A 23923-nucleotide genomic window follows, 5' to 3' on the forward strand; every position below is an offset into this window, starting at 1 on the left:
ATCCATGGCCCAGAAATGCGCATGCGATACGCCAATGGCAAGAGGCGATTGGGCGAGAACTCTGTTCAGTTACCTAATTGTTATGAAGGTTGGGCAAACAGCGACCAGCACCTCTGCTTGCCCCGCTGTGCTACAGCGTTTAGAGGAAGCGCGACACCCAAGCCCAAGCGGGAATTGACCATGGCCAAAGAGAAAAAAGCCCCCAAGCCCAAGGCGCAGACGCCCAAAGGGTTTCGCGATTATTTTGGCGCCGAAGTGACCGAGCGCGCCGAGATGCTCGACAAGATCGCCGGGGTCTATCATCGCTATGGCTTTGATGCGCTGGAAAGCGCGGCCGTTGAGACAGTCGAAGCGCTGGGCAAGTTTTTGCCCGATGTCGACCGCCCGAACGAAGGCGTGTTCGCGTGGCAAGAAAATGATGAGGGCGGCAAGGGCGATTGGCTCGCCTTGCGCTATGATCTGACAGCGCCATTGGCGCGGGTTTATGCGCAGCACCGCAACGATCTGCCGTTGCCTTACCGGCGTTATGCCATGGGGCCTGTCTGGCGCAATGAAAAGCCTGGTCCGGGGCGGTTTCGTCAGTTTTATCAATGTGATGCGGATACGGTTGGATCCGGATCAGTTGCGGCAGATGCCGAGATCTGCGCGATGCTTGCCGACACTCTGGAGGTCGTTGGCATTCCACGTGGGGACTACATCGTTCGGGTGAACAACCGGAAGGTTCTGAACGGTGTTTTGGAGACGATGGGCCTGAATGACGACGGCCAACGCGACGCAGTTCTGCGCACCATCGACAAGTTTGACAAGGTTGGTGAAGCTGGCGTGCGTGAATTGTTGGGCAAAGGGCGTCTGGATGCGTCGGGTGCTTATATTGACGGCGTGGGTTTGAGCGAAGACCAAGCCGAACCTGTTATCGCGTTCTTAACCTCCAAGGGTGAAACTGCCGCGCAGACGATTGAGAATTTGAAGGCAGCAGTTGGTGACAGTGCAATTGGCGCAGACGGTGTTGCAGAGCTTGAGCAGATCGCTGATCTGCTGGCTGCTGGTGGCTATGGGCCAGACCAGATCGAGATTGATCCGTCTGTCGTGCGCGGTCTTGGATATTACACCGGCCCGGTGTTCGAGGCCGAGCTTACCTTTGAAATTCTGGATGAAAAGGGCCGCAAGCGGCAGTTCGGTTCGGTCGCAGGCGGTGGACGCTATGACGATCTGGTCAAGCGCTTTACCGGCCAGCCGGTCCCCGCTACGGGTGTCAGCATTGGTGTGGATCGGCTTCTTGCCGCCCTGCGTGAGAAAGGCCGGATCGGCAGCCAAAGCGCGGGCCCAGTGGTGGTCACCGTGATGGATCGCGATCGGATGGGCAACTATCAGGCGATGGTTGCGGAACTTCGGAATGCGGGCATCCGGGCCGAAGTGTATCTTGGCAATCCCAAGAATTTCGGCAATCAGCTGAAATACGCGGACAAGCGTCAGTCACCGGTCGCCGTGATCGAAGGCGGGGATGAAAAGGCTAATGGCGTGGTGCAGATCAAAGACCTGATCTTGGGTGCCAAGATCGCCGAGAGCGCGAGCCTTGAGGAATGGCAGGACCGGCCGAACCAGTTCGAAGTGCCGCGCGATCAGCTTGTGTCCAAGGTGCGCGAGATCCTCGAAAGCTATTCCTGATGTTGCAAAGCACACCTGACAAATCGCAGGCGCGGATCGCAGCCGAGGCTATCTGTGATGGCTTTGTGGCGAGCGGGGCAGCTCGGGTAGAGACTGACATTCTTTTGCCTGCCGAGGTGCTCTTGGACCTATACGGCGAAGATATTCGCGGGCGCGCCTATGTGACGTCGGACCCTGAACGCGGCGAGATGATGCTGCGCCCGGATTTCACTGTGCCGGTGGTGCAATACCACATGGCGGGCGACGGTTCGCCCGCAAGCTACACCTATTTCGGAGAGGTGTTCCGCAAACAGGAAGACCACCCAGAACGCCGCAGCGAATTTATGCAGGTCGGCTACGAGGAATTTGGCGGTTCGGATTCTGCGGTATCTGATGCTGCCGTATTCGGAGAGTTTTCCAAGGTTTTGGCACCCTTGGGGCTACGCGCGGCGACAGGTGACATTGGCATTCTGATCGCAATGGTCGCGGGACTCAGAACCACCGAAGATCGCCGCACAGCATTGATGCGCCACATCTGGCGACCTGGACGGTTTACAGCTTTGGTCAAACGGTTTGCAGGTCTCACTCCGGAGCCGGCTTCCCGGACGGCATTGTTGGCGTCGGACGCTCCGCTTGACGCGGTAGGTGTTATGATCGGATTGCGCGGGGAAAGCGAGATCACAGGTCGTATCGATGCGCTGCGCAGCGATGCTGCGCAAGCACCAATGTCGGCAGAGGAGGTTGATCTGATTTCAGCCGTTCTTGCTGTGTCGGAAACCTGCCCGAACGCGCTGGAGCATTTGCGGGATATCGCGGTGGACATGCCGGGGCTGCTGCCTGCGCTGGACCGTTTCGAGGCGCGCTGTGATGCGATGGCCAAGCGTGGTGTGGATGTCGATGCGCTTGCGTTCGAGGCATCGTATGGGCGCACGTCGATGGAATATTATGACGGTTTCGTCTTTGGCTTTTATTCAGAGGCGCGGCCTGATCTGCCGCCGGTTGCAACGGGAGGCCGGTACGATGCGCTGACCCGGCGCTTGGGGCAGGGCCGCGAAATCCCCGCTGTGGGCGGCGTGATCCGCCCCGATCTGGTGTGCGACCTTGGGGGGCTGGCATGACGATCAAACTGGGTGTGCCGTCCAAGGGACGGTTGATGGAAAAGACTTTTGACTGGTTCGGCGCGCGTGGCGTGACCCTGACCCGCACGGGATCGGATCGCGAATATGCCGGCGCGGTGGCTGGCGTAGATGGTGTCGATCTGGTGCTGCTGTCGGCGGGTGAAATTCCGCGCGAACTTGCGACGGGACGCATTCACCTTGGGGTGACAGGCAACGATCTGATCCAAGAAAAGCTGGTGCAATGGGATCAGAAGGTTGAGCCGCTGGCACCGTTGGGCTTTGGCCACGCGAACCTGATTGTCGCGGTGCCGCATTGCTGGGTAGATGTGGACACGCTTGACGATCTGGATGGTGCTGCCGCAGCGTTTCGCGCCCGGCACGGGTTTCGGATGCGGATCGCGACCAAATACCACCGCCTCGTGCGAGACTACCTGCGTCGGGGCGGCGTGGCGGATTACCAACTGGTCGACAGTCAGGGTGCAACCGAAGGCACAGTAAAGAACCTGACGGCTGAGGCGATTGCCGATATCACCTCGACTGGTGAAACCCTGCGCGCCAACCATCTGAAAATTTTGGAGGAACCACCGGTTCTGGAGAGTCAGGCGACACTGTTCCGCAGCCGAGTGGCCGAGAAATCAGATGTGGATCGCGCGGTCTTGCGCGCCTTGATCGACCGGTTAGGGGTGTAGCGCAGGCAAGTCTCTGAAAAGATTTTGAAAAACGCGTCTACGCGTTTTGGCACTTCAGGCGTAGTGTTGAAAGAGCGACCGCAGGTTGATCTGGGCCCTGAGCCGGGTCGCCAACAGGAACAGTCCGGCGGCTTTGCGTTGCAAATACAATACCTCGGTCGGTGGAATATGTTGGATCGACCGATCCCGTCCCAAAGCCATGCCGCGATCCCGCAGGTCGGACACAAGCGAGGTGTCGCCAAAATTGAACCCTGCCGGGTCGAGCATCGGTGCATTGGCCATCTCAACCATGCTGAGGATTTCGGTTCGCGTTTTGTCGGGTAAGGCGACGGACAGCAAACCAAGCTCAGTCAAAGCCTCAGCAATTGCCGGAAGGTCGTTTTGCAAGGACGGTTGCAGAATTGCGCGCGACCGCGCCACCAGTTCGGGTGGCAAGCTGCGTGTTGCTCCGAAATCCAGCAGTACAAGTTTCCCGGTCTCGGGCTGCCACCGGAAATTGGCGAAATTCGGATCTGATTGGACAAGGTGAAACTCGAATACCTCGCGCATCATCAGGTGGATCAGACGGTCTGACATCGTATCGCGCGTGGCTTGATCCGCGTTTTCCAAAGTGTCGATCGGTTCGGATGGGATGAATTCCATCGCGAGGATATCGCGGCTCGACAGGTCATCATAAACCGCTGGGACCACGAAATTCGGGTCACCCTCGAGCAAATTGCCGAATTGACGAAGGCTTTGCGCCTCTTGGATATAATCCGCCTCTTCGTGCAGTTGCTGGCGCGCGTCCTCTAGCAGTGGTTTGAGATCGAGTCCTTTGGGCATCATCCCGGACATACGCATCATGCTGGCGAGGTTGCTTAGGTCGCTGTCGATGCTGTCACGGATGCCGGGGTATTGCACCTTGATCGCCAGATCGCGCCCATCATGGCTTTGTGCGCGGTGCACCTGACCGATCGAAGCTGCGGCGATGGGGCGGACGTCGAATTTCTTGAACCGTTTGGTGAAATCCTTGCCCCACGCTTTGCTCAGCACCTGTTTGAGCTGTGCCGGCGGCATGAAATGCGCCTGACTTTGCAGCGGGCGCAGCACAGCCGCGAGCTCTGGGGTGAGCAAATCACCTGCCTCGAGAGACAGCAGTTGGCCCATCTTCATCGCCGCACCGCGCATCTGAGAAAGCTGTTGCGTCAGCCTTTGGGCGTTTGACGGGGTGAGGAACATGTCGCGGGGATTGGGCTTGCGGCCCTGTAGCAATTGTTTGGCCCCAGCGGCTGCGGCGGAGCCCAGCAGACCACCCGCCAACCCGCCCATGCGCGCGGCGCGAGATGCGCGACCGGTAGGCACGGCGCGACTGCGTGGGTCTGTGTCTTGTGTCATGAGGTCAGAGATAAGTCCCGGGGGCAACGAGACAATACAAGACCGCGCCATTCCCGGCGCGGTTCGGTGTTTTCAGGTTTCGGTGTTATTCCGCCGCTTCGATCTTGTCTTGAGTGCTGGTCTCGAAATCGGATGCGTCGTGCCGCTCGCGCAGTTGTTCGCTCGGCTCACCAGACGCGCGGTTTACCATGCGGCCACGTTGGGCAGCCGGCCGCGCATCGATGGCTTTGGCCCAACGCATCACGTTGGTGTAGCTGGTCACATCCAGGAACTCTGCCGCGTTGTAGAGACGGCCCAGAACCAGCCCGCCGTACCACGGCCAGATCGCCATGTCGGCGATGGTGTAGTCGGGACCGCTGATGAATTCGTTATCGGCAAGTTGGCGATCAAGCACGTCAAGCTGGCGCTTGGCCTCCATCGCGAAGCGGTTAATGGGGTATTCCATTGGTTCGGGCGCATATGCGTAGAAATGGCCGAATCCACCGCCAAGGTAAGGCGCGCTGCCCATTTGCCAGAAGAGCCAGCTCAGCATTTCTGCGCGGTTTTCCTTTGGACCAAGGAACGCATCGAATTTTTCGGCCAAGTGCATCAGGATCGCGGCAGATTCAAAGACGCGGATGGGGGTGTCGCTGGACCGGTCCATCAATGCAGGGATTTTGGAGTTTGGGTTGAGGTCGACAAAGCCCGATCCGAACTGGTCACCATCCCCGATCTTGATCAGCCAAGCGTCGTATTCGGCGTCGCTATGGCCGGCCGCAAGGAGTTCTTCGAACAGGATCGTGACCTTTTGCCCGTTCGGTGTGGCAAGGCTGTAAAGCTGGTAGGGATGTTTGCCGACCGGCAATTCCTTATCGTGGGTGGCGCCGGCAATGGGGCGGTTTGTGCTGGCAAACTTGCCGCCGTTTTCCTTGTCCCATGTCCAAACTTTGGGCGGTGTATAGCTGTCGCTCATGTGTGTCGTCCTGCTTTTTGCACGTTGACCCTCAACCTAGGGATCGTGGCTGGAAGTACCAGTGCAGAGGCGCAGGTCGGGTGTGCGGTTGGCTCAGAGCACACCGATTTCGGCCAAGGCACCGGCCAGTTCGGGGGGTAGTGTGTCGTCGTTGATGCGGGATTTGCCTAAATCGGGCGGCGCGTCTTCGGGTTTGAGATAGCGCCAGCCCTGAAAGGGGCGCTTTGGGGCGGTTGCGGTGCGGATCAATTCGGGGTCAAGAACGATGCCACAGCGGCGGATGCCGTCGTCGCCAATGAATTCTTCAAGTCCAATGATCCGTTGGCGGGCTTGCAATAGGCCTTTGACGACCCAGAAGATCGATCCACCGTTAAGCAGCTCTTTCTCGCGTTTCGGCCACATCCTAGTGAGGTGATAATATTGGCCATTTGCCCGCTGCTTTGAGCGGTTCTTTTGCCAATCCTCGATTTGCTCAACACTGTCAGAGCCGACAGAGAGTTTGATGAGATGGACGGTGCCTGCCATGATGTCTTCCCCTGCTGGTCAGATCATAGCGGGCGGTGGGGTGGGTTCAAGCCACGTGGGGCGATCCCACCAATTAGTATCGTGGTCAGGTCGGTGTTTTGCGCGCGCGCGGCTTGGCTTTGGGTGCGGGTGCCTCGTCTGGTGTTTGCGCTTCGCGTTCGAGCCGGGTTTTGCGCAGACGTTGGGTTTTTGCCTCGCGCTTTTCGGTCTCGGTATCAAGCATTTCGCGAACCACGCGCGTGGTTTTGTCCATCACGGTTTCCGCCCGCGTCTGTGGTGCTTTGAAGAGGGTGTCTTTGTTCAGTTTCGCCATCGTTCAATCTCCTTGACGGTAAGGGGCCGTTTGGCCGTGCCGTTTTGATCGGGGTCTTAAAACGAAAAAGCGGGCACAGCCTGAAGACCGCACCCGCCTTAAATTCAATCGTACAGAGGCTTATGCCAATGCAAGATTTGTCGCGCTTTCGCGGCCGTCACGGCCACTTTCGATGTCGAAAGTCACAGCCTGACCATCGTCAAGCTGGTGCAGACCAGCGCGTTCGAGCGCGGAAATGTGAACGAAGATGTCCTTCGAACCTTGCTCGGGTGCGATGAAGCCAAAGCCTTTTTGGCCGTTGAACCATTTCACGGTGCCATTTGCCATCGTGTTGTCTCCTAGAATTTAGTCGCCACCCGCAACATGCGGTGGCCCGGCCCAGTGTCGTCGTAGGATCGCCTGAGGCCGTTAGGAAACAGAAGGTCATCGGAAGAATCTTTGCCTGACTGATATGGGGGGCAGGGCCTGAGAATACAACTCTTATTCGCGTTATGAGTGAAATAAGCCAATTTTACAGAACCAAAATCCCGAAGTTATCCACAGGATTCTCCACAGGCGCTGCTGGATGTGGTAGGCATTGGGGCAACGCAAACTAGACGTTGTGGATTTGTCGATTTTTGCGGTATCTTGTCTGTCTGCCGCCACAGGGGAATCGCCGATATGTCACGCTTTACCGCTCCGATTGCTGAACAGATCTGGGATATGAAATACCGCCTGAAAGAGGCCGATGGCACTGCGCTGGACAGCACAGTCGAAGATACGTGGCGCAGGATTGCGCGATCCTTGGCCGAGGTCGAAGCGCAACCAAGCGTCTGGGAAGAGCGGTTTTACGGTGCGCTTGAGGATTTCAAATACCTTCCCGCCGGCCGCATCACGGCAGGTGCGGGCACGGCGCGGTCTGTGACGCTCTTCAATTGCTTTGTGATGGGCACGATCCCAGACAGCATGGGCGGCATTTTCGAGATGCTGAAAGAGGCGGCGCTGACGATGCAGCAGGGCGGCGGCATCGGGTACGATTTCAGCACGATCCGGCCCAAGGGGGCAGGGGTCAAAGGCGTGGCGGCGGATGCCTCTGGCCCGCTTTCGTTCATGGATGTTTGGGATGCGATGTGCCGCACGATCATGTCAGCGGGCTCGCGGCGCGGTGCGATGATGGCAACGATGCGCTGTGATCATCCGGATATTGAGGACTTCATCGGCGCGAAGGCCGATGCTGCACGGTTGCGCATGTTCAATCTTTCCGTACTGGTGACCGACGATTTCATGGAGGCTGTCAAGGCCGACGGGTCGTGGGAACTGGTCTTTGACGGCAAGGTGTATCGAACCGTTCAGGCGCGTGATCTTTGGAACCGGATCATGCGCGCGACATATGATTATGCCGAACCGGGCGTGATCTTTATCGATCGTATCAATCAGGCCAACAACCTGAGCTATGTCGAGACTATCGCGGCGACGAACCCGTGCGGTGAGCAACCTTTGCCGCCCTATGGCGCGTGCCTTTTGGGATCGATCAACATGGCACGGCTGGTGACAAACCCGTTCGAGGATACCGCGGCTCTTGATCAAGATGCCCTGAATAAATTGGTCTCAACTGCCGTTCGGATGATGGACAACGTGGTCGACGCATCACGGTTTCCTCTAGATGCGCAACGGGCGGAGGCGCAGGCGAAGCGAAGGATCGGCTTGGGCGTGACGGGTCTGGCAGATGCACTTTTGATGCTGGGCCTGCGCTATGGCTCGGACGAGGCAGCGACGCAGACGGAAGCGTGGCTCAAGGCGATTGCGCGTGCAGCCTATCTGGCATCGGTTGATCTGGCCAAGGAAAAGGGAGCGTTCCCGCTGTTTGACGCTGACCAGTATCTTGCGACGGGCACCATGCAGATGATGGATGACGATGTGCGCGAGGCGATCCGCGAACATGGCATCCGCAACGCGCTGCTAACCTCCATAGCGCCGACTGGGACCATCTCGCTTTATGCTGGGAACGTGTCTTCGGGAATCGAACCGGTCTTTGCCTATGCCTATACCCGCAAGGTCTTGCAGAAGGATGGCACCCGCACCGAAGAAGAGGTTGTCGATTACGCCGTCCAGATGTGGCGTGAGAAGTTCGGCGATCGGGAACTGCCCGAGTATTTCGTGAACGCCCAGACCTTAGCGCCGTTGGAGCATGTTAAGATGCAGGCCGCAGCGCAGAAATGGGTGGATTCGTCGATTTCCAAAACCATCAACTGCCCGGAGGACATCTCATTTGAGGCGTTCAAGGACGTCTACATGGAGGCGTTCGAGACTGGTTGTAAGGGGTGCACGACCTACCGCCCGAATGATGTGACGGGGTCGGTCTTGTCGGTGTCGGAAGAGAAGAAGGTCGACGCACCAGAAGTGGTGACATCGTCTGATGAAGAGCCGCAACAGCCGCACGGCGACGTGATCTACATGTCCGAGCCTTTGGATCGCCCCAAAGCGCTGGAAGGCGCGACCTACAAGTTGAAGTGGCCGGATAGCGAGCACGCGATTTACCTGACGATCAACGATATCATCGTTGGCGGTCACCGACGCCCGTTCGAAGTGTTCATCAATTCCAAAAACATGGAGCACTTTGCCTGGACCGTGGCACTGACGCGGATGATCTCGGCCGTGTTCCGGCGCGGCGGCGATGTGTCTTTCGTCGTCGAAGAACTCAAAGCCGTTTTCGATCCACGCGGCGGTGCTTGGGTGCAGGGCAAATACATACCGTCCATCCTCGCAGCGATTGGCGGCGTGATCGAACAACACATGATTGCCATCGGGTTCCTTGCTGGCGAAGGCATGGGCCTGAAATCCGACCCGCAAGCCCAAGTGGTCAACCTAGACACCCCACGCGGCAAGGCCTGTCCGTCCTGCGGTCAATACGACATGCGCATGGTCGAAGGCTGCATGACCTGTGGGTCATGTGGCCACAGCAAGTGTGGGTGAGATGGGTGTTCGGGTTATTTGTGCGCCAACGTCGCGATTGTTTTCCAACCATGTTGGGTCTTTTGGATGGAGATTGCACCGGTCGACAGCTCTTCAGTGAAACGACGCTCAGCAAGTCTGATGTCTGACTGAGCTGTTCGGTTTTCACCTAAACGCGCCATATGCATTTTTCCAAGCACCGGTTAAACTGCGGGTTCACTTACCTGCAGGTCTTTGGCGCGAAACAATAAGCGATGACGCACTGGGCAAAAGAAAAGTCGTGAGACACGTCTGAGGAATTATCTATGAAAACCGAAGCACGTGACCTTTTCGAACGGATCTTGCCGGTCATCGCCGTTCTGATCGTCTTTTTGCTTGGTGCATTTGCATTAAGCCCTTTTGGGCCAGCGCTGTTGTGGTCGGTTTTCGTGTCCGTTGCGCTTTATCCAATGCATCTTTGGTTAACCGAAAAGCTAGGGAAGCGCCGACTGGTCGCGACGCTTTTGATGGTGATCGGGTTGGTTGGTGTCGTGCTGGTGCCCATGCTCTTTCTGCTGAGGTCCATCATTGCGGTCATCCCCGAACTCGCAATCGTATTGGTTGAAGACGGCAAGCTAAGCCAGTTCGGGCTCGATCTGCCAGCCAACATGCCAGCCACCTGGCACGAACTTTGGGACGGCTTGCGGGATGATTTCAACACCATCAAGCAAGTCATTGGTGATGATCTTCGACTGCTGCTGTCCTCGGTTATGCTCGAGGGACGACTGATCGGGCATTTCGTCTTGGAATTTCTGCTGGGCCTGATCCTTGCTGCCGTCATTTTGCAGAACGCCGAAGTGCTAGAACGGCGCGCGGCTAAAGCGGCGGTCAAATTGGGGGGTGGCCGGGGGCTGCAACTGGCCGAGCGTTCGGTGCTGACAATCAGATATACTGTGCTCGGTATTCTTGGGTCATCGGCAGTCCAAACGGCCATCGCGACGTTTGCCTATTGGGTCGTGGGTATTTCGAATTGGCCGCTGCTGGCGTTTGCGACCTTTTTGCTGGGACTTCTCCAAGTTGGTCCTGTGCTGATCTGGGGACCTTTGGCGCTTTGGCTTTATCTGGACGAGCAAACCGGAATGGCGATATTTCTGACGTTATGGGGGCTATTTGCCGTTGGGTTGTCCGACAATTTTGTCAAAGCGTTGGTGGTGTCACGCGGCGCAAATTTGCCGACAACGCTTGTCTTTCTTGGCGCAATCGGAGGGTTGTTGATCTGGGGTGTGGTCGGCATCTTTTTGGGGCCAGTCATATTGGCTTTGTGTCTGGAGCTTGTCTTATGGTGGCTGGAAGACGAAGGTGACGTTACCGCCGCGAGATGAATAGCGCCGAGATCGCATAGCCGCCCGACACAGCGAAAGGGAAAAACATGCCGGAAAAATCCCCGTCCCATACCCGTGACGATGTTGATCAGCAATTTCAGATCATTCGTGATGACATTACCACTCTGACGAACCTCTTGCGTGACATCGGTGAGGAAAAGGTGGGCGAAAAACGCGACGCTGCCATTGCTGAAGCTGCGGAACTTCTCGAGAAATCCCGCGCTGCAATCGACGATGGACGGCTAAGAGCGACCCAAGCTACGGCTTCGATTGAAGATTATATTCACAAGCAACCTGTTCAATCCGCACTGATCGCACTTGGGGTTGGGTTTCTGTTTGGAATGATCACCCGTCGTTAAGGCTATATGTGATGGAAAATCTTATACTGGCGTTCCTACGCTCTCAATTCGGGGATGTGCGTCGAAAGACACGGGGCGCTTTGTTGGAAGCTGCGGCCCTCGGAATGATTGGTCTTGCAACGGCACTGCTTTTCTTAAGTTTGTTTCTTTGGCTGTCCAGCGTCATGGAGCCGTGGCAGGCAGCTGCGCTTTTGTCATGCGTCGGGTTTATCGTGGCCGCTCTCCTGATGCTCTTTGGACGTACGCTTATGAGGCCGAACGAGCCTGATCCGCATGATCAAGCGATTGCGGCGCTAAAAGCTCTGGGTCTGATGCCACAAGGAACTTTGAAAGACACGGAAAACGCTCATGGAAAACCGGAGCAGGGGATAGGACTCGTTGCTGCAGCCCTTGCTGCTGGATTGATGCTTGGGCGATCTACAAAACGATAAGGGCGTTAGTGGACGCAGCTTAAGCAGTTTCTTTGCGAGATACCTCTATGCGGGGTCTGCTCTGGGAAGGAGCGTTGCAATCGGCGTGGTCAGTAGTTTTGCTTCATCCCGCAGATCGTCGAGGGTCATCGCCTCGTTGGTGACAAATGCGATGAAGAGCTGATTCAGATTGTTGAAGATTACTCGCCCCAACGCGACCGCATCAATGTCTGGTGACAGGATGCCGTTGTTTTGGAATTGCTTAACAAGGTCACCAACCTGTTGCGCCAGTTTCGCGTCCAATTCTGAATAGCGACGTCCGTTTGGAGTGTCCGGCGCTTCAATCGCCAATCCCATCGCCCGGCGCCACATTTCCTTGGTCAGGTAATTTAGGGAGTGATCGTAGTAGCAAAATGTAAGCGCGAGAAGAGCATCACCCGGATCTTTAGGAGGGTCAGCGACGAGGTTTTGACCTTCGGCCAGCACCTCTTCCACTTCCATCGCAACAGCGGCAATGAGGATGTCGCCCTTGGTGCCATAGTAGTTGTAAACGGTCCCAACCGAGACATCTGCGGCGTCGGCCAAATCTTCGATTCTGACGCGCTTATAGCCCTCTGCCCGAAATTTATGCACCGCTGCAGAAAGAATGCGTCTTTCGCGGTCAGCTTTCTGTCGTTCGCGAAGTTTCGTCATGTCTGCCCTCTTGCGATTTGAGCGGTTGCGAAAATTATAGTTGACTACAAAAATGAAGCCATTCAACTTTTTTGTTAATCAGTGCCGCATCAGAAAGGCGCTGTCGTAAATATGGGAGCTTTGAAGATGATGACACGGACATGTGCCTTTTTGGGTGGAACAGCGATGTGGCTGGTTGGCGGTGTTGCTGAGGCGCAGGAACTCAACGCGCTTGTTTGGTGCGACCACACGGACGACGCATTGATCAAGCCTTTCGAAGAAGAATTCGGTGTTACGGTCAACGTACGCGAATACGAAGGCACCGGTGCCGCTTTGGCCCTTCTTGAGCAATCTCGCCCCGGCGATTGGGATGTTCTTGTGATCGACGGGATCGACGTGTTTCGCGCAGTGGAATCAGGTCTTATGGCGCCACTGCCAGAAGACGACCTGCCGGTTGCTGATTTCTTTCCCGAGATTGTGATGGCGGAAAACAACACCCTCGATGGTGTGACCTATGCTGTGACTGAAAAGTTCGGGTATAACACGATTTCCTATAACTCTGAGGCCGTTGATCCGGCAGACATGCAGGACCTGTCCATGGTTTGGTCAGACAAATATGCAGGCCGGATCTCCATCTATGACTATTACCTTCCTGTGATGGGTCTTGCCGCTTTGGCAGAGGGGGTGAATACCGCTGATGTCGATGCTGCATCGCTCGAAACCATTTCCCCGGTCCTGACGCAGATGCGATCCAGTGCCGCCTCGGTCGCCGGTGTGGTTGCCGCGCAAACGGCTTTGGCCACTGGTGAAGTTGATATCGTCGTGGGCGGTGGTGAATGGTTGACTGCGGTTCTGGCCGAAGAACAGCCGGAACTGACATGGACCATTCCCGATCAGGGGGCTGTCCGCTGGACCCAGTCCATCGGTGTTCTGGCCGACAGTGAACAGCCCGATCTTGCGCTGGAATTCGTGAAGTACATCGTCAGCCCGGAAGGCCAGGCGCGTCTCGCCACGTCCTCTTGTTTCTGGGGAATGCCTGCCAATGCGGCGGCCGGTGATATCCTGACGGATGATCAGCGCGCGGTTTTGCGGTGGGACGAACAGGAAGACTATCTGGCGCGGACGCAGCTATATCCTGCGCCGGATACCGATCTTGATATTGAGATGCAGGACCTTTGGCTCGATAAACTCTCGCAGTGAACGCTTCAGGTCATAACAAACTGGGCTGGGGTTTTGTCGCCCCAGCTCTTTTATGGACGCTTGCTTTCTTTATTGTGCCGTTCCTCGTGATGGGCGCAATGAGTTTCGCGACGCTGGATGGGCGCAGTGTTGTCTGGGGTTTCAGTTTGGACAACTATATCGAACTGGCAACTCGCGCCTACCTCTGGCGGGCGGTGCTGGTGTCGCTTGAGATTACATTGACGGTCACAATCGTTTCGGTTGTTCTGGCGTATCCACTTGCCGCGATCATCGCCTTCCGTATCCCTCCGCGCTGGCAGCGATTGGCTCTTTTACTGGCGATCCTGCCGTTTTGGACGTCCTATGTCGTGCGGTCCTACGCATGGCTTTTGGTGCTGGCTCGCGAAGGTTTTGTGAATCAAACGCTTATGAACCTCGGCGCGATCTCGGAGCCGATCACTCTGGCCAACACGCGCTTTGCCACAGTGACGGGGTTTGTGCATTTCTTCGTCATGCTTCTGACGCTGACGATTTACGCCAACCTTGTGCAGCTGTCCCCGAACTACCGGCGCGCGGCAATGGACCTTGGTGCAAATGCATTTCAGACATTTCGGCATGTCATCCTGCCACTGACCCTGCCGGGCATCGCAACGGGCGCGTTCCTGACATTTGTGCTGTGTATTGGCGATTACGTCACGCCACAGGTTTTGGGTGGTAATAACGAACTGACAATACCGCAGGTCATCATGGTTCAGCTTGGTCGCCGTGCTGATTTCCCGCTGGCCTCGGCGCTGGCCATTGTGATGATGGCGATCGTGACAGTTGCCTATCTTGCCAGCGCGCGTTGGCTGAAACTGGACCGGGTGTGACGATGCGCCTGCTTCCGTGGATTTACCTGATCTTGGCTTTTGGCTTCATATATCTGCCGGTTGGCACGCTGGTTCTGTTCTCGTTCCAAGAAGGCAGTCTACCGGTGCCGCCGTTCAACGGACCATCGATGCAGTGGTATGCCGAGATCTTGTCTGATGATGATGTCACCGCCGCTTTGCTCAATTCGCTTTTGGTCGCGATTGGATCGTCCGCCATTGCTGTGGTTCTTGGGTTTCTAGCTGCCTACGGTTTGGCGCGCCACGTCGTGCCGGGGTCGACGTTCATGCGTGTGCTGCTGATCGCCCCTCTGACAGTCAGCTACCTGATTGTCGGTTTGGGCCTTTTGATTGTTCTGACACGCGCCGGGTTTGGTTTGTCCCTTGCTACGGCAGGAATCGGGCATGTGGTGATCAACCTGCCACTGGCCTTTGCGATCATTTATGCGTCAATGGGCGCGCAACACGAAAACGCTGAACGTGCGGCTCGTGATTTAGGCGCAAGCGAAACCAAGGTGGTTCTGCTCGTGACCGCGCCGATGTTGGCGCCTGCGATTGCAGCAGCGTTCTTTCTGTCGGTCACATTGTCATGGGACGAATTCATCATCGCCTTCCTGTTGACCCGCTTTGACATCACGCTTCCGGTTGAAATCTGGTCGATGCTGCGCTCTGGATTATCGCCACGGCTTAACGCTATTGGCAGCGTTGTATTTTTGATTTCGGTTACAGCGGTTCTTATCCTTGAATTCACAGTCTTGCGGAGGCGCGGAACATGACGGCCTCGGTCAAAATCGATGGTCTCAACCACTGGTTTGGAACTTTTCAGGCGTTGACCGATATCTCGCTTGAGATCGGGGCAGGGGAGTACATCACCCTGCTTGGTCCGTCTGGCTGCGGGAAGACCACGCTTCTTTCGGTGCTTGGCGGCTTCGAGCAGCCGACCCAAGGCACGGTGCATATTGGTGGGACGGATATGACCCTTGTACTGCCGGCAAAGCGTCCGACCACCACGATGTTTCAGGATTATGCTCTGTTTCCGCATATGAGTTTGCGGGACAATGTGGCTTTTGGCTTACGGATGGCGGGCATGGCAAAGGCCGAGCGGGATCGCTGTGCCGATGAAAAGCTTGATCTGGTTGGCCTTAAGGCGGCTGGACTCAAGCGGCCTCACGAGCTTTCGGGCGGGCAGCGGCAGCGCGTGGCATTGGCTCGTGCACTTGCGGTCGAACCTGAGGTTCTGTTGCTTGATGAACCGCTCGGGGCGCTTGATCTGAAACTGCGGCGTGCCATGCAGGACGAACTCAAAGATATCCAGCGGCAGGTCGGGACCACTTTTGTGCACGTGACCCATGACCAAGAAGAGGCAATGGCGATTGCCGACCGGATAGTCGTGATGAATGCAGGCCGGATTGAAGATGCCGGTCCTCCGGCGCGCGTTTACCGCGAACCTGCCACGCTGTTCGCGGCCGATTTCATGGGTGAGACGAATCATATCGCAGCACAGGTGGGTGCAAATGTCGCCGAGACAGCGCTAGGTGTATTGCCTGCGCCGAACCTCCGAACCGGTGCGGCGACAATATGCATACGGCCAGAGGCGCTGCGCCATGACGGAACTGGTCTTGCGCTTGGCGATGCAACGGTGCGCGATGCAACCTTTTTTGGGACCCACACCCGCGCGCATGTTATCCCGATGGCCGCGCCCGATATGGAACTGGTGGCGCACCTGCCACCTGCGTCACTGCCCGAGGCGGGAACGGTTCTGTCGCTCTCGGTTCTGCCTGAGGCGATCCGCATCTACACCAAGGAGGCCCCATGAACCGTGCTAAACCAGAGGATTGGTATCGTATCCAGACGCTGGGTGATGACGTTACTCTGATTGATGAGCCACACATACAGCCATTCTATCGCTGTAACATCTGGCACATCCGGGGTCGGGATCGGGATATGCTGGTCGACAGCGGTATGGGCGTCGTGTCGTTGCGCGAATGGGTGCCATTGGTCACCGAACGTGACCTGACAGCTGTCGCAAGCCATACGCATTTCGATCACATCGGCTGCCATCATGAATTCGAGGATAGTGCTGTACATCGTGCTGAGGCCGATATTCTTGCGGATCCAACGCGCATAGCAACGTTGGCTGAGCCTTATGTCACAGATGAGATCTTCGACACTCTTCCTCCCTTGCCTTACGCATCAGCCGACTATGCGGTGAAAGGGGCAAAGGCGACGCGGCTTCTGGATGACGGTGATATCGTAGATCTCGGGGATCGGCATTTCGAAGTCATTCACACGCCTGGCCATTCTCCCGGTGGCATCGCCTTGTGGGAGGCGGCGAGTGGTATCTTGTTTTCAGGCGATATCGTTTATGATGGGCCGTTGATCGAAGACACCTATCATTCCGATCCACACGACTACCATGCGTCGATGGTGCGACTGTTCGATTTGCCGGTGCGTGTTGTCCATGGTGGGCATTTCCAAAGCTATGGCGGCGAGCGTCACAAGACCATCATCCGCGACTGGCTGACGTCGAAAGACTGCTAGAGACATTTGGGGGGCGCTGTTTCGAGTTCTGAATTCGGCCGCCTTTTGGGTCGCAAAACAGGGCGAATCGTAATGCAGTTTGCACACGGGTTTTGGTGACCGGTGAAGATGATTTGAGCAAAATCCCAGCTGGATGCGGCTTTGAACCGCTTAATTTGGCTTAACTTTCTGACTTTCGGCCAAACGCTGCGGTTTCCGTCTGCATTTGTCCTGCGTATACTCGTCTCTCAGAACAGCACGATATTGGCGTGCGACCAGAGGGATGCGATACGATGATACGGTCTGAGTTGATTCAAAAAATTGCCGACGATAATCCGCATTTGTACCAGCGCGATGTCGAGCGCATCGTGAACACCATTTTCGAAGAAATTATCGACGCTATGGCGCGTGGGGACCGGGTTGAACTGCGTGGGTTTGGCGCGTTTTCGGTTAAGAAACGCGATGCCCGCGTTGGGCGCAATCCGCGCACCGGCGAGGCGGTCGAGGTAGAAGAAAAGCATGTGCCGTTTTTCAAGACCGGCAAATTGCTTAGAGATAGGTTAAACGGGAAGTAAACACTGATGCGATACATTCGCTATGCATTTCTTGCGGCGCTGGCCATTGTGCTGGTGTCCGTTGCGCTCGCTAATCGTGGCACGGTCATGCTGCAGCTGCTACCTTCAGGGCTGTCCGAAATGGCGGGGATGAACCGGTCAATCGAATTGCCAATGTTCATCGTGATCTTTGGTAGCATCATCGCGGGTCTCTTGATCGGGTTCGTTTGGGAATGGCTGCGCGAGCACAAGCACCGCGCGGCAGCCTCTCAGCGGCAGGCCGAGGTTAAGCGGCTCGAGCGTGAGTTGAGGCGCACCAAGGCTGAGCGTGACAAGGACAAGGACGAAGTTCTGGCCCTTCTCGACGAGGCGAGCTGAGCCATCAGCATGCCTACTGAAATTCGCGTAAAAATCTGCGGGCTGACCCGACCCGAAGATGTGGCCGCTGTTGCCGATGCAGGTGCGGCCTATGCTGGGTTTGTCTTTTTTCCCAAAAGCCCACGCAACGTGTCGATTGACGTCGCCCGCGATTTGGCGATTGACGTGCCTGTTGGTGTGGCCAAGGTTGCGCTTGTCGTGAATGCGGATGACGCGCTCTTAGACGCGATCACCAGCACCGTGCCTTTGGATATTCTGCAGCTTCACGGGGATGAAAGCCCGGAACGCGTATCCCACGTGCGTGCACGTTATGGCCTTCCAATTATGAAAGCTGTCGGTGTGGCAGATGCCAAAGACGTGGCTGCTTTGGACACCTACGCCGAGGTGGCCGATCAGATCCTTGTGGACGCCAAGCCACCCAAGAATGCGGTCTTGCCGGGCGGGAATGGCGTGTCCTTTGACTGGCGTTTGATTTCTGCGCGCCGCTGGTCGGTGCCTTGGATGCTAGCGGGCGGATTGACGCCGGACAACGTGGCAGAAGCGATTGCTTTGACGGGGGCCAAACAAGTGGATGTGTCCTCAGGGGTCGAAGCCGCGCCGGGGATCAAAAACGCAGATTTGATCCGATCTTTTGTGCAGGCAACTGGCGTGCCAGTCATGCACTGACAGACGCGCTGCCGTGTCTCGTATTCTCTGATGATTAGAAAAAGGGGCGCGGCCCCCGGCCTCCTCCGAGGTATTTTTGAACCAGAGAAGGTGTAGGATCAGGTTGCCGTTCCGACCGCGTGTTCCACGTTTTCAACGCCATCCCGCTTGAGCAGCGCGTCCAATCCATTTGCAATTTGAGGCACAAGTCCCAACCCTTGATAAACCAGTGCGGAATAAAGCTGGACGGCTGACGCGCCGGCTTTGATCTTTGCGTAGGCGTCTTCAGCAGACGCCACACCGCCAACCCCGATGATCGGTAATTTGCCATCGGTCGCGCGATAAAGCTGAGCCAAGACGCGCGTGGATTTATCAAACAATGGCGCACCCGATAGGCCACCTTTCTCGTTTGCATGGGCTGAGGTCAAACCATTGCGGTCAAGCGTTGTGTTGGTTGCGATCAAGCCGTCAATTCCAGATGTCAGCGCGACATCGGCCACATCTGCGATTTCAGCCTCGGTTAGGTCGGGGGCAATTTTGAGGAAGATCGGGATCGGACGTTCCAACGTATTGCGTGTGTCCATGACCCCGGCGAGTAAAGCTGCGAGAGCCTCTTTGCCTTGTAGATCGCGCAGTTTTTCGGTGTTGGGCGAACTGACATTGACCGTGGCAAAGTCCAAATGGGCTGCGCAGGTTGCCAAGACGGTGGCGAAATCACCAGCGCGGTTTTCGCTGTCTTTGTTCGCACCAAGGTTCAGGCCGATGATCGCATCACTTGGCCGGCCTTTGAGTCGGGTTGCAATTGCGTCCATGCCGTCATTGTTAAAGCCGAAACGATTGATCACAGCTTGGTCTTCGGTCAGGCGAAACAAACGCGGTTTTGAGTTGCCCGGCTGCGGGCGCGGGGTGGCGGCACCCACTTCGATAAAGCCAAAACCCGCGCGTGACAGAGGTCGCAACGCGGTGGCATTTTTGTCGAACCCGGCAGCCAATCCAACTGGGTTCGGCAGGGTCAGCCCGGCCACAGTGGTGCGCAATCGCGTGCTGGTCACGGTCCCGGTCGTGGGCGACAAGCCCAGCTGTAGGACTTTCAGCGCCAGCCCATGTGCGGTTTCGGGATCGAACCGGTGGAGCAAACGCAAACCGGTCTGTTCCAACAAGCTCATGTCAGGTCGTCCGGAAAGTCATGCCCGTTATTGCCTAAAGGCAAAGGTTTTGCCCAGACCATGTCAGCCAAGCGAAGTGGCGCATACAAATGCGGGAACAGAGCGCCACCACGTGACGGCTCCCACCGCAATTCCCCGGTAATGGTCGCTTCGTCATAGGCCAAAAGCATCAGCCCATCAGCCCCTGCAAAGTGCTTGGTTGCGGTTTCGCGCACCTGTTCGGCGGTCGAGAAATGCACATAGCCGTCCGCCACGTCGATTGGCGCGCCAGCGGTTTCACCATCGGCCTGCAGCGCGGCCCATTCAGCGGAGCGGAGGAGTTTATATATCATTCCCGCGATGTGCCGCGTGTGCGGCGTCACGTCAAGCGCTGACATCTGCCTGATCAGGTGGCGCTGGAACGATATTGTTTAGGCGACCCTAGCGTAACTTTTGACTCCCTCCGCGCGGCGATGCACGATCACGGCATAATAATCCGACAGAGGGGACTCACATGTCTTACCGACTTCTTTCCAGCGCTGCGGTGCTGGCGCTGACTGCAGGTGTGGCGCAGGCCGATTATACGCTCCACGTCATCCACATCAATGATTTGCACAGCCGGATCGAGCCGATCAATCGCTTCGATTCGACCTGTTCTGCTGAAGACAATGCCGAGGGCAAATGCTTTGGCGGTGTGGCGCGGGTCAAGACGATGATCGACCAGTTGCGTGCCGAATTGGACGGCGAGAACGTGATCGTTGTGGATGCGGGTGATCAGTATCAGGGCTCGCTGATGTACACGACCTACAAGGGCGATGTTGAAGCCGAGATGATGGAGAAGATCGGGTTCGATGTGATGGCCGTTGGCAACCACGAATTCGACGATGGCGACGAAGGCTTGCTCAAGCTGGTCGACAACGTCTCCTTCCCAGTGATTTCGGGCAACCTTGACGTGAGCCAGTCAAACATTCTGGCAGGCAAGGTGCAAAACCATGTTGTTCTCGAAGTGGGTGGCGAAAAGATTGGCATCATTTCTGCTCTGGCCACCGACACAGTGGAAACGTCCTCACCGTCTGAAGCGGTGATCTTTCAGGACGAGATCGACAGCATGGCCGCCGATGTGGCCGCATTGACCGAAGAGGGCGTGACCAAGATCATTGGCCTGACCCATGTCGGTTTGCCCCGCGATATCGAGATTGCAGCCGCGGTGCCGGGCCTTGATGCCATCGTCGGCGGTCACAGCCACACCTATCTGTCGGCAAGCGACCCTGACCGACAGGGCGCGTACCCGACCTTTGTCAGCCAGGAAGACGGCACGCTGGTTCCGGTTGTGCAGGCCTATGCATATTCGAAATATGTTGGCCATCTTGAGTTGAACTTCGACGATGAAGGCAATCTGACCTATGCGGCGGGTGACACGATCCTGCTGGACGCATCTGTCGACGAAGACGCCGAGATCGTCGCCCGTGTGGCCGAGCTTGCGGGCCCCATCGAAGAGATGAAAACCCGCGTTGTTGCCGAGGCAGCCGAGGCTATTGAAGGCAGCCGTGATGTCTGTCGCGCGATGGAATGCCCGATGGGCAACCTTGTTGCGGATGCAATGCTGGACCGCGTGAAAGATCAGGGTGTCCAGATCGCCATCCAGAACGGTGGTGGACTGCGCGCGTCCATCGACGCGGGTGAGGTGACCATGGGCGAGGTCCTGACGGTCCTGCCGTTCCAGAACACGCTGTCGACATTCGAGGTCACAGGCGCACAGATTCTTGCCGCTTTGGAGAACGGTGTGAGCCAGGTCGAAGATGGCGCGGGCCGCTTTCCGCAGGTTGCCGGGATGAGCTTTACCGTTGATCTGACACAAGAGCCGGGCAGCCGTATTTCGAATGTTATGGTTGGCGATGCCGCCCTTGACCCGGAAGCAACATATGGTGCGGTGTCCAATAACTATGTCCGCAATGGTGGTGACGGCTACCGGATGTTCCGCGATGCGATGAACGCCTATGACTATGGTCCCGACCTTGCTGATGTGACAGCCGAGTTTCTGGCCAAGGTTGGTCCGTACCAGCCCTTTACGGATGGTCGGATCACTGTGAACAAGTAACGCCCAAAGCAGGCCGTGCCTTGTGGCCCGGCCTGCCGCAGCACGATGTGTGGACGTTTTTCTTTAACACTGCCGTCTGATGCGATGGCCCAGCTGTTTGATGCAACGCCGTCCAACGCGTTGCCAGACATTCCCAATTACAACATCTGCCCGACCAACTTTGTGCATGCGGTGCATAAGGTCGAAGGGCAGCGCCGCTTGGTTGCAATGCGCTGGGGGTTCCTGCCGCATTGGTACAAGGCCGAAAACGGTGGGCCTTTGTTGATCAATGCGCGGGCTGAAACGATTGCCGAAAAGCCAGCGTTCAAAGCCGCCTGTCGTGAGCGGCGCTGCCTCATCCCTGCGACAGGGTTCTATGAATGGACCAAAGATGCCGACGGCAATCGCCTGCCTTGGTATATCCACCCAACTGATGCAGACCTTCTGGTGTTCGCGGGTGTCTGGCAAGATTGGGAACGCGATGGTGTGGCCCATCGGACGTGCGCCATCGTTACCACCGGGGCGAATGATCGGATGTCGGTCATCCATCATCGTCAACCTGTAACCCTCGGGCCCGAGGATTGGGCGCTTTGGTTGGGAGAGGCGGGGCATGGGGCAGCCACCTTGATGAATGCTGCGCCCGAGAACGCGTTGGAGTTCTACAGGGTCGATCCAAAGGTCAATTCAAACCGCGCATCGGGACCAGAGTTGATTGACCCGTTAGACGTTTGATCGGGGTTTTCCCGGGCGCCGCTTGGCAGTAGCGTGTCGCCGAAGAGGGAGGCCCATATGCCCAACGCCAAGATCACACAAACCATTGATGCGCTGCGCGATATCCTTGGCGACCGGCTTTCAACCGGGCCGTCTGTTCTGGATCAGCACAGCCACGATGAGGCTTATACAACGCCCGTTCTGCCCGATGCGGTGGTCTTTCCCGAAACCACGGAAGAGGTGTCACAGATCCTGCGATTGTGTTCCCAAAACGGGTGCCCGGTGGTGCCATACGGGATCGGGTCTTCGCTCGAGGGTCATGTCGTTCCGGTGCAAGGTGGGATCACCGTGGATACCAGCCGCATGAACAAATTGCTTGAGGTTCACCAAAGTGACTTGGATGCGGTGGTCGAGCCCGGTGTCACGCGGGTTCAATTAAACGATGCGCTGCGGGCCACTGGGTTGATGTTCACCGTTGATCCTGGTGCAGATGCATCGCTTGGTGGGATGGCGGCCACGCGGGCGTCCGGCACCAACACGGTGCGCTATGGCACGATGGCGGACAACGTTCTGGCGCTTGAGGTGGTGTTGCCGGACGGGCAGATCATCGAAACCGGCAGCCGCGCGCGCAAGTCGTCTAGCGGTTACGACCTGACGCATCTTTTTGTCGGTTCCGAAGGCACGCTGGGCATCATCACCAAGCTGACGGTCAAGCTGCACGGTCAGCCTGAACATATCGCGGCGGCGACCTGCGCGTTTCCTAATATCGCAACGGCTGTGGATACCGTGATCCTTGCCATTCAGATGGGCTTGCCGATGGCTCGGATCGAGCTGCTTGATGAGGTGCAGATGAAAGGAATGAACCTCTATAATCCCGATATGGGATTGCCCGAGACGCCGCATCTTTTTCTTGAGTTTCACGGCACTGAGGCAAGCGTGGCAGAGCAGGTCGATAGCTTTGCCGCGCTGGTCGAGGAATATGGGGGGTCTGATTTCAAATGGGCAACCAAGACCGAAGATCGAAATCGGTTATGGCAAGCGCGGCACAATGCGTATTACGCGGGAAAGGCGTTGCGGCCGGGCTGCAACAGCGTTGTGACCGATTGCTGTGTGCCGATCTCGGCTTTGGCGGAGTGTCTGGTGCGCGCGAAAGAGCTGATTGCCGCTTCGGGTTTGATGGCCCCGATCGCAGGGCATGTGGGAGATGGAAATTTCCACCTTCTCATTCTGGTGGATCCCGAAAGTGCGGCTGAAATGGACAGCGCCAAGGCGTTGGCCAACCAGGTGAACATGCTCGCACTTGACTTTGGTGGGACGGTCAGTGGCGAGCATGGCATCGGGCTTGGTAAGCGAAAGTACCTGCCGCAAGAACATGGGGCGGCCTATGCGCTGATGGGGGTGCTCAAGAAAGCGGTCGATCCGGGCAATATCATGAATCCCGGGAAGCTGGTGACCTTGAATTAAGCGAGACAGGATGCGTCAACGCATCCTGACTTTCCA

Annotated in this window: 26 protein-coding genes; 18 read left to right on the forward strand and 8 right to left on the reverse strand. The window is 56.9% G+C overall.

Annotated features, from left to right (window positions below):
- Positions 1-180: 180 nt before the first annotated feature.
- The 3 genes from hisS to hisG are packed head-to-tail and all read left to right on the forward strand — an operon-like array spanning position 181 to position 3451.
- Entirely contained in the window at positions 181-1665 is a 1485-nt protein-coding gene (hisS, locus tag ACTG4M_RS04045; protein ID WP_439122352.1) for a histidine--tRNA ligase, read from the forward strand.
- On the forward strand, positions 1665-2762 hold the full coding sequence (locus tag ACTG4M_RS04050) for an ATP phosphoribosyltransferase regulatory subunit (RefSeq protein WP_439122353.1): 1098 nt from the start codon (positions 1665-1667) through the stop codon (positions 2760-2762). The genes hisS and ACTG4M_RS04050 overlap by 1 nt, the downstream gene beginning before the upstream one ends.
- On the forward strand, positions 2759-3451 hold the full coding sequence (gene hisG / locus ACTG4M_RS04055; protein WP_439122354.1) for an ATP phosphoribosyltransferase: 693 nt from the start codon (positions 2759-2761) through the stop codon (positions 3449-3451). The genes ACTG4M_RS04050 and hisG overlap by 4 nt, the downstream gene beginning before the upstream one ends.
- 54 nt (positions 3452-3505) lie before the next feature.
- Here hisG and ACTG4M_RS04060 read toward each other — a convergent pair whose 3' ends face one another.
- The 5 genes from ACTG4M_RS04060 to ACTG4M_RS04080 form a co-directional block, all read right to left on the reverse strand.
- Complete coding sequence (locus ACTG4M_RS04060) at positions 3506-4825, reverse strand: ABC1 kinase family protein (protein WP_439122355.1); 1320 nt, start codon at positions 4823-4825, stop codon at positions 3506-3508.
- 85 nt (positions 4826-4910) lie between these two features.
- The gene (gene yghU, locus ACTG4M_RS04065) at positions 4911-5777 is read right to left on the reverse strand and encodes a glutathione-dependent disulfide-bond oxidoreductase (protein WP_439122356.1); all 867 of its coding nucleotides are present in this window, start codon (positions 5775-5777) and stop codon (positions 4911-4913) included.
- A gap of 93 nt (positions 5778-5870) precedes the next feature.
- A complete protein-coding gene (locus tag ACTG4M_RS04070; RefSeq protein ID WP_439122357.1) occupies positions 5871-6302 on the reverse strand; it encodes a DUF1489 family protein in 432 nt (143 codons plus the stop codon).
- An 85-nt stretch (positions 6303-6387) separates the two neighbouring features.
- Positions 6388-6615: a hypothetical protein gene (locus ACTG4M_RS04075; RefSeq protein WP_439122358.1), complete on the reverse strand. Its 228-nt coding sequence runs from the start codon at positions 6613-6615 to the stop codon at positions 6388-6390.
- 120 nt (positions 6616-6735) lie between these two features.
- Positions 6736-6942, reverse strand: coding sequence for a cold-shock protein (locus ACTG4M_RS04080; RefSeq protein WP_439122359.1), 207 nt, complete (start codon positions 6940-6942; stop codon positions 6736-6738).
- A 333-nt stretch (positions 6943-7275) separates the two neighbouring features.
- Here ACTG4M_RS04080 and ACTG4M_RS04085 point away from each other — a divergent pair, with 333 nt between their 5' ends.
- From ACTG4M_RS04085 to ACTG4M_RS04100, 4 genes are all read left to right on the forward strand, one after another.
- Positions 7276-9567 (forward strand): adenosylcobalamin-dependent ribonucleoside-diphosphate reductase, encoded by a 2292-nt coding sequence (locus ACTG4M_RS04085; protein WP_439122360.1) that lies wholly within the window; start codon positions 7276-7278, stop codon positions 9565-9567.
- 284 nt (positions 9568-9851) lie between these two features.
- Positions 9852-10907, forward strand: coding sequence for an AI-2E family transporter (locus ACTG4M_RS04090; protein ID WP_439122361.1), 1056 nt, complete (start codon positions 9852-9854; stop codon positions 10905-10907).
- Positions 10908-10954: 47 nt separating this feature from the next.
- A complete protein-coding gene (locus ACTG4M_RS04095) occupies positions 10955-11266 on the forward strand; it encodes a DUF883 family protein (protein WP_439122362.1) in 312 nt (103 codons plus the stop codon).
- A gap of 11 nt (positions 11267-11277) precedes the next feature.
- Positions 11278-11697 (forward strand): phage holin family protein, encoded by a 420-nt coding sequence (locus tag ACTG4M_RS04100; protein ID WP_439122363.1) that lies wholly within the window; start codon positions 11278-11280, stop codon positions 11695-11697.
- Between the two features lie 45 nt (positions 11698-11742).
- Here ACTG4M_RS04100 and ACTG4M_RS04105 read toward each other — a convergent pair whose 3' ends face one another.
- Positions 11743-12369 (reverse strand): TetR/AcrR family transcriptional regulator, encoded by a 627-nt coding sequence (locus ACTG4M_RS04105; protein WP_439122364.1) that lies wholly within the window; start codon positions 12367-12369, stop codon positions 11743-11745.
- Between the two features lie 126 nt (positions 12370-12495).
- Here ACTG4M_RS04105 and ACTG4M_RS04110 point away from each other — a divergent pair, with 126 nt between their 5' ends.
- The 8 genes from ACTG4M_RS04110 (at position 12496) to ACTG4M_RS04145 (ending at position 18511) form a co-directional block, all read left to right on the forward strand.
- Positions 12496-13548: an extracellular solute-binding protein gene (locus ACTG4M_RS04110; RefSeq protein WP_439122365.1), complete on the forward strand. Its 1053-nt coding sequence runs from the start codon at positions 12496-12498 to the stop codon at positions 13546-13548.
- Positions 13545-14396 carry an ABC transporter permease gene (locus ACTG4M_RS04115; RefSeq protein ID WP_439122366.1) on the forward strand — a complete coding sequence of 284 codons (852 nt, stop codon included), beginning with the start codon at positions 13545-13547 and terminating at the stop codon, positions 14394-14396. Before ACTG4M_RS04110 ends, ACTG4M_RS04115 begins: the two co-directional genes overlap by 4 nt.
- The gene (locus ACTG4M_RS04120; RefSeq protein ID WP_439122367.1) at positions 14372-15169 is read left to right on the forward strand and encodes an ABC transporter permease; all 798 of its coding nucleotides are present in this window, start codon (positions 14372-14374) and stop codon (positions 15167-15169) included. Before ACTG4M_RS04115 ends, ACTG4M_RS04120 begins: the two co-directional genes overlap by 25 nt.
- The gene (locus ACTG4M_RS04125) at positions 15166-16209 is read left to right on the forward strand and encodes an ABC transporter ATP-binding protein (protein ID WP_439122368.1); all 1044 of its coding nucleotides are present in this window, start codon (positions 15166-15168) and stop codon (positions 16207-16209) included. The genes ACTG4M_RS04120 and ACTG4M_RS04125 overlap by 4 nt, the downstream gene beginning before the upstream one ends.
- The gene (locus ACTG4M_RS04130; RefSeq protein ID WP_439122369.1) at positions 16206-16934 is read left to right on the forward strand and encodes an MBL fold metallo-hydrolase; all 729 of its coding nucleotides are present in this window, start codon (positions 16206-16208) and stop codon (positions 16932-16934) included. Before ACTG4M_RS04125 ends, ACTG4M_RS04130 begins: the two co-directional genes overlap by 4 nt.
- Positions 16935-17206: 272 nt before the next feature.
- On the forward strand, positions 17207-17488 hold the full coding sequence (gene ihfB / locus ACTG4M_RS04135) for an integration host factor subunit beta (RefSeq protein ID WP_439122370.1): 282 nt from the start codon (positions 17207-17209) through the stop codon (positions 17486-17488).
- 6 nt (positions 17489-17494) lie between these two features.
- On the forward strand, positions 17495-17845 hold the full coding sequence (locus tag ACTG4M_RS04140) for a lipopolysaccharide assembly protein LapA domain-containing protein (RefSeq protein WP_439122371.1): 351 nt from the start codon (positions 17495-17497) through the stop codon (positions 17843-17845).
- A gap of 9 nt (positions 17846-17854) precedes the next feature.
- Positions 17855-18511 carry a phosphoribosylanthranilate isomerase gene (locus tag ACTG4M_RS04145; RefSeq protein WP_439122372.1) on the forward strand — a complete coding sequence of 219 codons (657 nt, stop codon included), beginning with the start codon at positions 17855-17857 and terminating at the stop codon, positions 18509-18511.
- 98 nt (positions 18512-18609) lie between these two features.
- Here ACTG4M_RS04145 and ACTG4M_RS04150 read toward each other — a convergent pair whose 3' ends face one another.
- Positions 18610-19656 (reverse strand): quinone-dependent dihydroorotate dehydrogenase, encoded by a 1047-nt coding sequence (locus ACTG4M_RS04150; protein ID WP_439122373.1) that lies wholly within the window; start codon positions 19654-19656, stop codon positions 18610-18612.
- Positions 19653-19988 (reverse strand): DUF952 domain-containing protein, encoded by a 336-nt coding sequence (locus ACTG4M_RS04155; RefSeq protein WP_439122374.1) that lies wholly within the window; start codon positions 19986-19988, stop codon positions 19653-19655. Before ACTG4M_RS04155 ends, ACTG4M_RS04150 begins: the two co-directional genes overlap by 4 nt.
- Before the next feature lie 161 nt (positions 19989-20149).
- Here ACTG4M_RS04155 and ACTG4M_RS04160 point away from each other — a divergent pair, with 161 nt between their 5' ends.
- The 3 genes from ACTG4M_RS04160 to ACTG4M_RS04170 are packed head-to-tail and all read left to right on the forward strand — an operon-like array spanning position 20150 to position 23887.
- On the forward strand, positions 20150-21733 hold the full coding sequence (locus ACTG4M_RS04160) for a bifunctional metallophosphatase/5'-nucleotidase (RefSeq protein ID WP_439122375.1): 1584 nt from the start codon (positions 20150-20152) through the stop codon (positions 21731-21733).
- A gap of 45 nt (positions 21734-21778) precedes the next feature.
- Entirely contained in the window at positions 21779-22444 is a 666-nt protein-coding gene (locus ACTG4M_RS04165; protein WP_439122376.1) for an SOS response-associated peptidase, read from the forward strand.
- Positions 22445-22501: 57 nt separating this feature from the next.
- Complete coding sequence (locus tag ACTG4M_RS04170) at positions 22502-23887, forward strand: FAD-binding oxidoreductase (RefSeq protein WP_439122377.1); 1386 nt, start codon at positions 22502-22504, stop codon at positions 23885-23887.
- Positions 23888-23923 lie beyond the last annotated feature (36 nt).

It is taken from the genome of Marivita sp. (genome assembly GCF_965656765.1).
Lineage (GTDB): Bacteria > Pseudomonadota > Alphaproteobacteria > Rhodobacterales > Rhodobacteraceae > Marivita.